This window comes from Streptomyces sp. NPDC059037, assembly GCF_042740015.1.
Classification (GTDB): Bacteria; Actinomycetota; Actinomycetes; order Streptomycetales; family Streptomycetaceae; genus Streptomyces.
In genome coordinates, this window is the sequence record NZ_JBHYIG010000014.1 from 14,533 (window position 1) to 27,481 (window position 12,949).

Consider the following 12,949-nt stretch of genomic DNA (forward strand, 5'->3'; position numbering starts at 1 on the left):
GACTCCCGGGTTGCGTCGGTGCGTTGTGCTCGTCGACCGCAACCCTAGAGGCGCATATCGATACAAGGATCGTTCCGGAGAACGGTGACGGGCGCCTCTCCGAACCCGGTTAATGGAGCTATGCCCGGAGCCAGGGCCGGAACGCTGTGACGGTCACGGTGCCCTGGAAGACGTAGGCGCGCTTGTCGAATCTCGTGGCCACAGCCCGGAAGTTCACCGCCACGCGGTTGATCGCTACCTCACCGTGGGATGGCGTTCAGCGACGAGGGCATGGATCACGGGCGGCTCAGCGTGCGCAGGCTCTCCCGCATCCGGTCCTGGCCTCAAGTGGAGGGTCAGGCGGAGACGGTGCGGGCGGCGGCGTCGGCCTCGGACAGTGACCCGTCGCGCACGTCGTAAACGAATCCGCGGACTTGGTCGGTGTGCGGGAGGAACGGGGCATGCCGCACGCGGGCCACCGAGGTTCGCACGCTGGCCTCGACGTCCCGGAAGCTCTCCACCGACCAGGTGGGCCTCAGGCCGGTGTCGTGCTCCAGTTCGTCCTTGAACTCGTCTTCGGTGAAGGTCGCCATGCCGCACTGGGTGTGCTGCATGACGATGATCTCGCGGGTGTGCAGCTTGCGCTGGCTGATGGAGAGCGAGCGGATGGTGTCGTCGGTCACGACACCGCCGGCATTGCGCAGGATGTGCGCTTCGCCGTGCTTCAGGCCGAAGACGTCGAACACTTTGATGCGGGCGTCCATACAGGTGACGATCGTCAAGTGCAGGCTCGGCACTGGGGTGTTGATGGTCGGCGTACCTCGCAGCGGCGAGTCGGAGTGTCGCTGCAGCAGTTTGTCGATGGCGGTCATGGCCCTCTTCCGGATTTCGGTGGCAGATGGTCACGGCCGCGTCCTTGCGGCGCTTGATCTTCCCGTGCTGGTTTACCTTCCCTTGAATCAAAACCTGCTCGATCCCCCTTCGGCAAGGGTGGAAAAGGGGGCGCCACGGCGTCGAACTTGTTTCCGGGGGTTGGTGGCAAGAGCCCTTGACCGCAGCATCCTTCCAGTTCACAGGGGTGGCGGAGCCCGGAGGGTGTCAAGCTTGGCCACGTCTAGCATGCGGCGGATCTCACATGGTGATCGTTGGTCTTGCCTTGGGCCAATCCATACGGCATCTTTACGGACCGGAGTGCCGGGAAGTCTGGTCGGCAACTCGACCCGTCGTGGGCCGAGTTTAATTTTTTGTCGACCCGAAATGAGGGCCGATGCTCCAGCGCATCGCCAAGGAAGTCCTGGCTGGCCTGACCGTTGCTGTCGTGGCCTTGCCGCTGGCCATTGCCTTCGGCATTACCGCGACCGGCACGTCGGAAGGCGCGCTCGTCGGGCTGTACGGTGCGATCTTCGCCGGATTCTTCGCGGCGGTCTTCGGCGGTACGCCCGGCCAGGTCACCGGCCCCACGGGCCCCATCACCGTCGTCGCCACCGGGGTGATCTCCGAGTGCGGGCTGGAGGGTGCGTTCCTGGCCTTCATCATGGCCGGTGCGTTTCAGGTCCTGTTCGGCTTGTGCAAACTAGGGTCGCTCATCCGCTTCATACCCCACCCCGTGGTCTCGGGTTTCATGGGCGGGATCGCGCTCATCATCATCCTGGGCGAACTGGATCAGGTGCAGAGCAGCTTCCTGGTGGTTGCGGGAACGATTGTGCTGATGCTCCTGTCGACGCGCGTGATCAAGTCGGTCCCGGCCAGCCTGATCGCGCTCGTGCTCATGACCCTGCTCCTGCGGCTCGCGGAGCCGCTCCTGCGGGACGTACACGTCGGACCGGTCGCGCTCAACTCCGCGATCGACTACATAGGCAAGATCCCGGAGTCCGTACCCTCGCTCACCGTCCCCGACCTCAGCGGCTCCCTGGTCCTCACCCTCCTGCTGCCCGCGCTCAGCATCGCGCTGCTCGGCTCCATCGACTCGCTGCTGACCTCGGTCGTCATGGACAACATCACCGGCACTCGACACCAGAGCAACAAGGAGCTGATCGGCCAGGGCATCGGCAACGCCGCCAGCGGTCTCTTCGGTGGCCTCGCCAGCGCCGGCGCGACCGTCCGGTCCGTGGTCAACGTCAGAAGCGGCGGCCGCACCGCCCTGTCGGCGGCCACGCACAGCGTCATCCTCCTCGCCCTCGTGGTCGGCCTCGGGACCGTCGTGCAGTACATCCCCCTCGCCGTTCTGTCGGGCATCCTGATCCTGACCGCGGTCGGCATGTTCGACTGGGAGGGCCTGCGCAAGGCGCACGTCACCCCGCGCGGCGACGTCGCCGTGATGTTCGTGACGATGATCGTCACCGTCCTCGTCGACCTGACCGTGGCGGTCGCCGCCGGCGTCCTCCTGGCACTCATCGTGCACGCCGTACCAGCACGCCGGGGCAGAGCCAAGGTCATCCGCGGCGATGTCGACGCCTACCGCATCGAAGGGCCTCTGTCGTTCCTCTCCGTCGACCGGGTCTTCTCCGCCCTGCGCGGCGGCGACCGCTCGAACCTGTCGCTGAGCCTGGAGGGCGTGAGCTACATCGACATGTCCGGGGCGAAGGCGCTGCTGACGTTCATCGACCATTCGCACAACTCCGGCGTCGAACTCAACCTCAATGACCTGCCACCACACGTCGAGAACAGGTTGAAGGCGCTCGCCAACGGGGAACAGCGCGACAAGCTCAAGACAGTCGTCGCAGACACCTAGGACGTCATCGAGCAAGTTCACCTGCCGCTCGACATCCGCGTCCAGCTCCAGAATCTTTACAGCCGAGGATGATGCCTGCCCTCTGGCAACTGGGGTGCCCCGCGCGGGAGCGGCGCCCAAGAGGAGGTCGCGCCATGGACGGTACGACGGTGGCCGAGGCTCATGGGAGGGGAACCGTACAGATCGGTGAAGGCCGGTGGTACGACTTCACCTCGCTACCCCCCCTTACGCAGGGCGGCCAGGAGTTCTAGGGACGCTATGCCTCCACCGACCAGCCCGAGCGCGCTCAGTTCGACACGACCTTCCACTCCGGTCCCGTCGGCCTCTCCTTGGCCCTCAGGATCAGGAGGCGGGATCCAACTTCCCTGACGCTCCGAGGAGTTCGTGGAGGAGATGCGATGCCGTGATGACGCCGAGCAGATGCCTGCCGTCCTTGGCCTTCTCCACGACGGCGACCAAAGGGCTGCGGACCTGTGCCATCAGCGCGGCGACTTCCAGGGCCGTGTCGTCGGGGTCGGCGATCGGCGGCGGCACGGCCTTGCTGGAGAGGCAGTCTCCGACGCTGCGGCCGATGAGCGCCTGGCACAGCCTGTCGGCGTGTTTCTCGTCGACGACGGCGGCGAGCGTCGGGTCCTCGATCACGTAGGTGGGGACGAGGACCTTGACCATTTGGGAGGCGGGCAGGATGGCCTTCGGCTCGCCCTGTTCGTCGAGCACCAGGAGGGCAGGAAGCCGGTGCTCGGCCATCAGCCTGGCCGCCTCCGTCGCGTCACTGTCCAGGCTCACCGACTCGTACTCCACTGCCAGGTCGCGAGCGCGCATGACCGGCTCCTCGTCTGTTCACTTGCCCGATACGTCCTCGTGCCCAGCGTCGTACGCATTCAGGACGTGGGCGAGGCCCTTGACGGGAAACATACGCCTCGGCCCGCCGCGGACCGTGGAGATGTGCCCACTTGAGCCTCACTTCCGGGAATCGGGCATGGGGCCACGCTTGAGGTCATAGACGATCCCCAGCAGGATCGCGAGGATGACCAGGCCGACGGCGGCGCGGGAGAGGCCGGAGCGTACCCCGGCGGGAGCGCCGACGAGGCGGGGCAGGGCCCCGGCGATGACGGCTGTGTAGAGGAGGACCCCGGCGGTCCCGAGCAGTCGGGTGGGGCCGGGGCGACGGGCCAGTGCGGTCGGCACCCATCCGGCCAGCAGACCTACGCTCGGCAGGAACACCACGAGAGCGCCGACGCTCAGCACGGCCCAGTTCATGACGTGATACGTCCCTTGGTCGGGTGTGGCAGAGGTGTGCCTTGGCCGAGGCAGGGGTGGGGAGGCGACATCTACGGGCTCCGGTGCGGGGCAGGGGTGGGCTACTGCCGACCAGACTTCCCGGCTCACCTGCGCCGATCTTAACGGGACGGGGGTGATGGAGGGATGTGCCTACGTCTCTGGTGCGTGCGCCCGGGTCCGGGGCCGTCGTCCGAGGAGTTCGGCCAGGCCCTGGCGGGTGGCGGCCAGGACGACGCGGTCCTGGGGGCGCAGTACGTAGCCGGGGTGGAGGTCCCAGACCAGGCCCGCGGGGTGTTCGGTGCCGTCGTCGGCGGGCGCGGCGGCCAGGTCGGGCTGGCGTTCGTCCGGGGCGGCGGAGTCCAGGGCGAGGACGCGCCAGGATCCGGCGCGGAAGGATTCGGCGATGGTGCGGCCTTCGAGCTGGGGGTGGCCGGCGACGTCGAGGGCGGCGAAGAGCAGGACGCGGCGTTCGACGGGGATCGCGCCGAGCACCTGGCGGCCCATCATCGCCCCGGCGAAGGCGGGTGCGGCGAGGGTGGAGACACTGCGGCTGCGGGTGAGGGCCTGGGGGTGGGCGGTGCGCAGGGTGCGGTAGACGGCGGTGGCGAACGCGTCGTCGTACAGGCGCAGTGCCACGCGCAGGTCGGGCTTGACGGAGCGGGCGTACAGGGCCGCTTCGAGGTTGGTGGTGTCGCTGCTGGTCAGGGCGAGCAGAGCGTGCGCGCGGTGGATCTTGGCCGCTTCCAGGACGCCTTCGTCGGTGACGTCGCCGATGACGGTGGGCACCCGCAGGCGGCGGGCGAGCGGGATGCCGCGCGCTTCGGGGTCCTCCTCCACGCACACCACGGGGATGCCGAGTTCGCGGAGTCGGGCGAGGACGCGGGTGCCGACCTTGCCGAGTCCGAGCAGGACGACGTGGTCGGAGAGCCCGCGCGGCGGCCGCCGCCGGGCGGCCGCGCTGCGGAAGGTGCCGAGGGCTTCCAGGACGGCGGCGAGCAGCACGGGCAGGAGCAGCAACCCGGCCAGACCGGACAGAAGCTGGAGGATCTGGCGGGAGGTGGGCTGGCCGAGGGCGGGGTCGTCGATGGCGAAGAGGTCGAGCAGGGTGAGATAGCCGGCGTGCAGCGGATGCGTGTGGGGGACCGTCAGCCAGTTCGCCACCGCAAGGCCGAGGACGCACGCCGCGAGCCCGGCAAGGGACCAGCGCAGCCGGGCGGAGAACAGGGAGCCGAACGGGATGCCCCGGCCCGCGAGGCGGCCGGGCGGCAGTGCGGGTCCGGCGTGGGTGACGGTTTCCAGGACGATGGTGCCCCGGCCGGTGGCAGCGGCCACTGTGCGGTCGTCGGGCAGCAGGAGCGGCCCCTCGCCTTGACCGCTGGTGTCCGAACCTTCCGCGCCTGCGGGGTCGTTGGTGGTGGCCGACAGCAGCGCCAGGGTGCACAGGCCGGGGTGTGCGACCTGGCTGCGGCCCGGTGGGGTGCGTTCCGCGGCGCGCAGCAGCAGCCCGTCGGCCTGTACGACCTTGCTGGTCCCGGCGACGGCGGTGGCTGCCAGCGCCGGGGCGGCGGTGTCGGCGTCGGACAGGACCGTGGTGGAGGTGTCGAGCGCTGTCCGGTCGAGTCCGGGAGCGGTCACCGCCGCGGCCTGGTCGAGGAGCTCCTCCAGGTGCTGGCCCAGTTTGCGGTTGTAGAGCCGGATGACCAGGCGCAGGCGGGGGTTGAGGCGGCGGGCGGCCAGGGCGGCGTGGATGTTCGTCTCGTCGTCGTCGTACACGAGCGCGAGCGCGGCGGCTTCGCGCACACCGGCCTCGACGAGGGTCGGCTCGTCGGGCTCCGGGGCTTCCAGGACCCGCGGCGCCTGTGTGTCCCCGTCGGGGGAGGCGCGGGCCGACCGGCCCATGACGGCCTGCATCCGGCCCAGGAGGGCGGCGGCCGCCCGGCCCGCCGAGCCGCCGCGCGCCGCGTCCCCCGCCCGCGCGGAGGGAACGACGACCGTGACGGACTCGCGGTAGACCGCGTGCAGCTCGCCGGCCAGCCGTTCGGCCAGGGCGTCGTCGCCGCACACGATCATGTGGCCGGCCGGCGGGGGCTGTTGCATCTGCTGGGGAAGGGAGGACACATCACGTGGAGCACGGTGGGGTGCTCGCTGGTTCCCGTGGCTCGTCACATTCCCTCCCTTCTAGGCCAGGGCGAAGTAGCGCAGCCACACGTACCCGGCCGAGATCGCCACGGTGACCGCGGTGACGACGAGCCCATACTTGGTGAACTGCCAGAAGCTGATGGGCTGTCGGTTGCGTTCGGCGATGCCCAGGACGACGACGTTGGCGCTTGCGCCGATCGCGGTGGCGTTGCCGCCCAGGTCGGCGCCGATGGCAAGGGCCCACCACATGACGTGGGTGCCCGAGCCGCCCATGGACTCGACCAGGTCGCTGGTGATGGGTGCCATGGTCGCGACATAGGGGATGTTGTCGACGATGCCCGAGAGGACGGCGGATGCGCCCAACAGGAGCATGGAGCCGCCCAGTTCGCTGTCGCCGATCGCGTCCGCGAGTGCTGTGGAGATCTCGCCGATGACGCCGGTCTCGATGAGCCCGCCGATCATGATGAAGAGCCCGGCGAAGAAGGCGAGGGTGGGCCATTCGACCTCGCCGAGTACTTCGCCGGTCTCGACGGTGGACATGCCGATGAGCAGTCCGGCGCCGAGCAGGGCGACGACGCTGGGTTCGTAGTGCAGGACAGGGTGCAGCACGAAGCCGATGACGACCAGGCCGAGCACGATCAGGCCCTGGACGAGCAGCCGGGGATTCTTGATGGCCTCCCGTTCCTCCAGCGCCATGACTTCTTCGGCGCGGTCCTCGTCGTACACGAAGGACTTGCGGAAGAGGAAGCGGCACAACGCGACCAGCACCACGACCAGCACCGCGGAGAGCGGAGCGAGATGGACCAGAAAGTCGTTGAAGGTGAGCCCGGCGCGGCTGGCGATGATGATGTTGGGCGGGTCGCCGACCAGGGTCGCGGTGCCGCCGATGTTCGACGCGAAGACCTCGGCGATGAGGAACGGGGCTACGGGCAGCGCCAGGCGCTCGCAGACCAGGAAGGTGACCGGGGCGATCAGCAGGACGGTAGTGACGTTGTCGAGCAGGGCCGAGGCGACGGCGGTGATGACGATCAGCATCACCATCACCCGGAACGGCTTGGCCCGGGCCCGTTTGACCGCCCAGATGGCCAGGTACTCGAACATGCCGGTCTTCTTCAGGACGCCGACGATCATCATCATGCCCATGAGCAGGAAGATGACGTTCCAGTCGACGCCGGAGTGCTCGGAGTAGAAGGCCGACTTGTCGTCGGTCGCCCCGATCGCCAGCATGAGGGCCGCGCCGCCGAGCGCGGCGGCGACGCGGTGGATCTTCTCGGTGATGATCAGTGCGTAAGCGCCGACGAAGACGGCGATGGCAGCCCAGCTGTGCCAGTCGTTCACGATCCTCCGATAACGAGTTCCTGCAGCGCTTCACCTGGTCACACCCAACAGCCTGGGTACGTTGGCGGTCACGCCGGCATACGGGCGGACGAGCTCACGTTCCTACACGGCCGGGCTCCTCCGCGCTCGTGCCAACGCCGGTCCGGGCGGCGGGCACTTCGGTATCGGTGAGCTCGTCGACGTGGAAGAGCCGGGCGATGGGTACGTCGGTGCTGCTGTGGGCCACGATCGAGAAGGCGATGCACACCGCGATGAGTGTGAACGCCTCCTCACCCTGGGGGATCCCGGCCTGGAGCACGAGCAGCCCATAGACGACCGAGGCGAAGCCCTTGGGCCCGAACCAGGCGGCGACCAGCTTCTCCTGGCGGGTGAAGCGGGTCCCCAGCAGGGAGAGCAGCAGTGAGGCGGGCCGGATCAGCACGATGGCCAGGACCACGGCCACGTACCCGCCGAAGGACAGATCACCGAAGAGGCGCGGCGTGAGCAGTGCGCCGAACACCAGGAGCGCGGCGAACTTGGCCAGTTCGGCCAGTGCCTCGCCCAGCGGTTCGAAGGACTCCTTGGCCTCGATGGACCGGGCAGTGAGAACTGCGCCCGCCGAGAATGCCGCCAGATAGGGGTTGGCGTGGGTGAGGTGGCACAGCGCATACAGGATCACGCCGATGGCCAGCGGAAGCAGGGGCTGCAGCTTGGGTTCCGCGCCCAGGTGACGGAAGCGGACCAGGGCGATGACGAACATCGGCAGAACCACGCCGAAGATCAGGCCGAGCAGCAGCTCCAGACCGATCTTCGCCAGGGAGGACTCGGCGTGCCCGGAGGTGGGACCTGCCGCGGCGATGAGGATGAGGACGACGGGCAGGGCGAGGCCGTCGTTGATGCCGCTCTCCACGTTCAGCAGCTGCCGCAGCTTGGAGGGCACTTCCTTGCGCCCCACGATGGCCGAGGCGAACACCGGGTCGGTCGGCGCGAGGACCGCACCGACCAGGAAGGATGTCGTCCAGTCCAGGCCCACCAGATAGTGGGTGATCAGCGCCATACCGACGAAGGCGAGCGGCATGCCGAGGCCCAGTGCCCGCGCCGGGTTCTTCCAGTTGGCGCGCAGCTTGGGGAAGGAGACATGCATGCCGTCGGTGAACAGCACCGCGAACAGAGCGAGGTCGGCCGTCACGGACACGATCTCGCTGTCCGGCGTGATGTGGATCAGACCGAGGAAACCGTCGCTGACGAGCGCGCCGCCGACGAGGAAGAGGAACGAGGTGGAGAGCACCGTGCGGGCCGCGAGGCCCGACAACAACACCGCTATGAGCAGTGCGACCCCGAAGACGACGATAAGCACCATGGCCGGAATTCCCCGATCAGCAAAGAGACTTGTCTCAAGACGCCGACCAGGCTTCCCGGCACACCGAGGGGAACCCTACACGTTCTTTACGCGGCACTAACAGGTTCTTGATGCGCACTCGGGCGGCATAGATGCTGCCGGAACCCGGCATGATGTCGGCCGCTGGGGTGACCTCGGCGTGTGCCGCCCGCAAGAGCTTCCTGCTTCGGCCCGGGCCAACCAATCGAGCCAAGCGGAGCCCCCGGAAGAACATCAAGGGCATCGGTGACGGCATGAAGAACTCGCTCCAGGGCTTGAAGCAGACGAGTACTGGCTACCGGTAGATCGCCCAGGGGGAGCGGTAGATCGCGCAGGGCCCAGGAGATGGTCGCCCGCGCGGCAACGCGCTCGACCGGAAGTGGACCGGGCCGGCGTGGGTCTTGCCGGCGGTTCGAATCTGCCTTGTTCGCGAACTTCGAGACGTCTCTGGCCAGTTTGGGCAGCTGGCCGAAGGCGTAGTCCCAGGAGCGAGCGAAGTCATGACATGCGGATTGAAGGCCGTCGCGGCCGATCTGTGAGGAGTCCGCGTGCTGCATCCGCCTTGATTGAGGCTACGGGCGGACTGAGACGCATGGCTATGGCACTGCTTCTCACTCCTCCGCGCCGCTCAGGGCGCGGGAGAATCCGATCCGGTCCAAGGTCGACGCGGTTCTCGCATCGGCGTGCGTGATGATCAGTCGTGTGTCCCTTTCCCGGGCCGCCCTGAGCGCCGCGAAGAGCGCCACACAGCCGTCGGGGCTGAGATAGGTGACCCGGTCCAGGTCCACTTCCAGCACCTCTGGTCCGGCGTTGAGTGCTTGGACCATGAGCTGTGTCGTAGAGGAGGCATTGCGGCCGGTGATCTCACCGCGCAGCCGGACCACTTCGCGTCGCCGCCCCTGCTTCGGCCGGGACCTTCCGGGAAGGTGAGGGCGAAAGCGGGGCATCCGGGCTCCAAAGGGCAGCGGAACGTGACCGCCGACCAGACTTCCCGGCACACCTGGGCGCCACGCTACGCCTGATTCACCGGATACGCCCAGAGATGTACGGCTGTATCGGGTGGTGGGCGGAATCCTGCTCCTGCTGGTTAGGGGAGCCGCCCTCCTTCGCCGACCCTTCGGCCTGCGAATGATCGAGCACTCGGCATCAACAGCGCGTAAAGACTGCCGGAACCCGGCAATGCGCGGCAGCGGAGTCCTCGGTCAGGATGGACATGGCAGAAACGGGGGCCTGGCCCCGGTGCCGGGTTACGGAAGCGGAATCCGGTGTCGGGGCCGGAGCTGCAGAAGCGTGAAGGGGGCGACGGGTGCAGGAGTTCTTCGATGCCGCCACGGGTTTTCCGACCGTTCTCTTCACTTCCGCCCTGGGGGTCGTCCTCGGGTTCTGGCTGCTCGTCATGTTCGGCGGGGCCGAAGCGGACAGCTTCGACTCGGACGTGGATGTCGACGTGGCGGGGCTCGGTGGAGTGCCGGTCACCGTAGCGGTCTCACTGATGACGGTGGTGGGCTGGGCGACCAGCCTGACCGGTTCCGTGCTGATCGGCCGGGCCGGTCCGACGGGGCTCGCGCAGGCCGCGGCGGTTGTCGTTCTGCTCCTTGTCTCCCTGCTGGTCGCCTGGCGCGTGACGCGATACGTCGTACGGCCGTTGGCCAAGCTCTTCCCCGATGAACCCGGGCCGTCCCGGCAGGAGTTCATCGGGTCGGTGTGCACCATCCGCACGGGGCGGGTGGATACGCGATTCGGCCAGGCTGAGGTCGCGGCCCGGGACGGCGCTGTCGCTGTCGTCCAGGTCAGACAAGATCCGCAGGCCGGTGAGGCCCCATTGGGCGCGGGCAGCAGTGCCTTGCTGTACGCCTACGACGACACCGGCGAATTCTTCTGGGTCGCGCCCTACGAGGCGGCGCTCGGCCCGGATCCGCACGCCGATCACTGACTCGGGCCCTCGCCCATCCTCAATTCTCCGGGGCGCCAACGCGCCCGCAAGCCTTAGGACTTCACATGGATGCCATCACTCTGGGCATCGGCGTGTCCGTCGCCGCTGTCCTGATCATCGTCATCGCGCTGTTGTTCACGGTCACCCGACTGTTCCGGAAGGTGGAGCAGGGCAAGGCGCTGATCGTCTCCAAGATGCGGAAGGTCGACGTGACCTTCACCGGGCAGGTCGTGCTGCCCGTGCTGCACAAGGCCGAGGTGATGGACATCTCGGTGAAGACCATCGACATCATGCGGACCGGGCGTGACGGCCTGATCTGCCGGGACAACATCCGCGCCGACATCCGCATCTCGTTCTTCGTACGGGTCAACAAGACCGTCGAGGACGTGATCCGGGTCGCGCAGGCCATCGGGACGGCGCGGGCGAGTGATCAGAACACGTTGCAGGATCTGTTCAACGCGAAGTTCTCCGAGGCGCTCAAGACCGTCGGCAAGCAGATGGACTTTGCCGACCTCTACACCAAGCGCGACGAGCTGCGGGACAGCATCCTTCAGGTCATCGGCACCGACCTCAACGGCTACAGCCTGGAGGACGCGGCGATCGACTACCTGGAGCAGACGCCACTCTCCCAGCTGGACCCCTCCAACATCCTGGACGCGCAGGGCATCCGGAAGATCACCGAACTGACGGCCGTCGAGCACGTACGCACCAATGAGTACACGCGGCACGAGGAGAAGGAGATCACCCGGCAGAACGTCGACGCCCGCGAGGCCATCCTAGAGCTGGAGCGGCGCCAGGCGGACGCCGAGATCAAGCAGAAGCGCGAGGTCGACACCGTACGGGCCCGTGAGGAGGCCGAGACGGCCCGGGTGGTGGAGGAGGAGCGGCTGCGCTCGCAGGGCGCCTTCCTCGCCACCGAGGAGAAGCTCGGCGTGCAACGCGAGAACCAGGCCCGCGAGGTCGCCGTCGCGCAGAAGAACCGCGAGCGCGTCATCGCCATCGAGAACGAGCGCATCGAGAAGGACCGCCTGCTCGAAGTCATCGCCCGGGAACGGGAGACGGAGCTGACGCGTATCGCCGCGGAGAAGGAGGTCGAGGCGGAGAAGCGGGAGATCGCCGAGGTCGTCCGCGAGCGGGTCGCCGTGGACCGCACGGTCGCCGAGCAGGAGGAGTCCATCAAGAAGCTGCGCGCCGTGGAGGAGGCCGAACGCGAGCGCCAGACCGTGATCATCGCCGCTGAGGCGCAGGCGCAGGAGGGCCTGGTCAAAAGCATCAAGGCGGCGGAGGCCGCCGAACAGGCCGCCACACACCGCGCGGCCGAGGAGATCACCCTGGCCGAGGCGCGGCTGAAGGCGACCGACCTGGACGCACAAGCGAAGCTGCGCTTGGCGGAGGGCGTCCAGGCGGAGTGTGCCGCCGAGGGCCTGGCGGCCGTCCAGGTCCGCGAGAAGGAGGCGGACGCCATCGAGAAGGCGGGCCGCGCCGAGGCCGAGGCCACCGAGGCCCGGATGCGCGCGGAGGCGCAGGGTGTCGAGGCGAAACTGAAGGCGGAGGCGGCGGGCCTGACCGAGAAGGCGGCCGCGATGGCGGCCCTGGACGAGGCGTCCCGCACGCATGAGGAGTACAGGCTCCGCCTGGAGGCGGACAAGGACGTCCGGCTCGCCGGCATCGAGGTGCAGCGGCAGGTCGCCGAGGCGCAGGCGACCGTCCTCGCCACCGGCCTGGAGAACGCCGACATCAGCATCGTCGGCGGCGAGTCGGTCTTCTTCGACCGGCTGATGTCGTCGATCGCGCTCGGCAAGAGCGTCGACGGATTCATCCAGAACTCCGAGACCGCACAGGCCCTGGCAGGCCCGTGGCTGGACGGCAGCGCGAGCTTCACCGACGACCTGACCCGCCTGCTCGGCTCGGTCTCCACCTCCGACGTACAGAACCTCACCGTCTCCGCGCTGCTGATGAAGCTCATGAAGGGCGGCGGTGAACAGTCCGGGCAGGTGCGCGAACTGCTCGACAAAGCAGGCCAGTTGGGTCTGGCCGACCTGCCGCTCACCGAGCTCAACGGCTCCGGACCGCACCGGAGCTGAACCAGACCGGCCGGGTGCGGAGAAAAGGGGGTGTGGGGGCACCGCGCCCACCCCCCCCAAACAACCAGCCAACAGGCGGCAGCCGGACAAGAACACGAAACTAAACA

At 68.1% G+C, this 12,949-nt stretch carries 10 protein-coding genes and 1 pseudogene; 3 read left to right on the plus strand and 8 right to left on the minus strand.

Translation table 11 applies throughout. From position 1 onward, the window contains the following. Positions 1-118 precede the first annotated feature (118 nt). Both ACFWY6_RS05230 and ACFWY6_RS05235 read right to left on the minus strand, forming a co-directional pair. Positions 119-241 (minus strand): annotated as a pseudogene (locus ACFWY6_RS05230) (IS5/IS1182 family transposase); the annotation flags it as partial. A gap of 94 nt (positions 242-335) precedes the next feature. Next, positions 336-851 carry a beta-class carbonic anhydrase gene (locus ACFWY6_RS05235; RefSeq protein WP_384686555.1) on the minus strand — a complete coding sequence of 172 codons (516 nt, stop codon included), beginning with the start codon at positions 849-851 and terminating at the stop codon, positions 336-338. A 395-nt stretch (positions 852-1,246) separates the two neighbouring features. Here ACFWY6_RS05235 and ACFWY6_RS05240 point away from each other — a divergent pair, with 395 nt between their 5' ends. Further along, the gene (locus ACFWY6_RS05240) at positions 1,247-2,710 is read left to right on the plus strand and encodes a SulP family inorganic anion transporter (RefSeq protein ID WP_384686557.1); all 1,464 of its coding nucleotides are present in this window, start codon (positions 1,247-1,249) and stop codon (positions 2,708-2,710) included. Between the two features lie 342 nt (positions 2,711-3,052). On the opposite strand, the gene ACFWY6_RS05245 is transcribed toward ACFWY6_RS05240, so the two are convergent. The 6 genes from ACFWY6_RS05245 to ACFWY6_RS05270 all read right to left on the minus strand — a co-directional run bounded on the left by ACFWY6_RS05245 (position 3,053) and on the right by ACFWY6_RS05270 (position 9,772). Beyond that, positions 3,053-3,532 (minus strand): CBS domain-containing protein, encoded by a 480-nt coding sequence (locus ACFWY6_RS05245; protein ID WP_384686559.1) that lies wholly within the window; start codon positions 3,530-3,532, stop codon positions 3,053-3,055. A gap of 138 nt (positions 3,533-3,670) precedes the next feature. After that, complete coding sequence (locus tag ACFWY6_RS05250) at positions 3,671-3,970, minus strand: hypothetical protein (protein ID WP_384686561.1); 300 nt, start codon at positions 3,968-3,970, stop codon at positions 3,671-3,673. A 171-nt stretch (positions 3,971-4,141) separates the two neighbouring features. Further along, entirely contained in the window at positions 4,142-6,088 is a 1,947-nt protein-coding gene (locus ACFWY6_RS05255) for an NAD-binding protein (RefSeq protein ID WP_384686563.1), read from the minus strand. An 81-nt stretch (positions 6,089-6,169) separates the two neighbouring features. Next, entirely contained in the window at positions 6,170-7,468 is a 1,299-nt protein-coding gene (locus ACFWY6_RS05260) for an ArsB/NhaD family transporter (RefSeq protein ID WP_384686564.1), read from the minus strand. 94 nt (positions 7,469-7,562) lie between these two features. Beyond that, on the minus strand, positions 7,563-8,807 hold the full coding sequence (locus tag ACFWY6_RS05265; RefSeq protein WP_384686566.1) for a cation:proton antiporter: 1,245 nt from the start codon (positions 8,805-8,807) through the stop codon (positions 7,563-7,565). A 629-nt stretch (positions 8,808-9,436) separates the two neighbouring features. Next, positions 9,437-9,772 carry an STAS domain-containing protein gene (locus ACFWY6_RS05270; RefSeq protein ID WP_384686568.1) on the minus strand — a complete coding sequence of 112 codons (336 nt, stop codon included), beginning with the start codon at positions 9,770-9,772 and terminating at the stop codon, positions 9,437-9,439. A 359-nt stretch (positions 9,773-10,131) separates the two neighbouring features. On the opposite strand from ACFWY6_RS05270, the gene ACFWY6_RS05275 reads away from it, so the two are divergent. Continuing rightward, the gene (locus ACFWY6_RS05275) at positions 10,132-10,758 is read left to right on the plus strand and encodes a hypothetical protein (RefSeq protein ID WP_384686570.1); all 627 of its coding nucleotides are present in this window, start codon (positions 10,132-10,134) and stop codon (positions 10,756-10,758) included. Positions 10,759-10,823: 65 nt separating this feature from the next. Then, a complete protein-coding gene (locus ACFWY6_RS05280; RefSeq protein ID WP_384686572.1) occupies positions 10,824-12,842 on the plus strand; it encodes an SPFH domain-containing protein in 2,019 nt (672 codons plus the stop codon). Positions 12,843-12,949 lie beyond the last annotated feature (107 nt).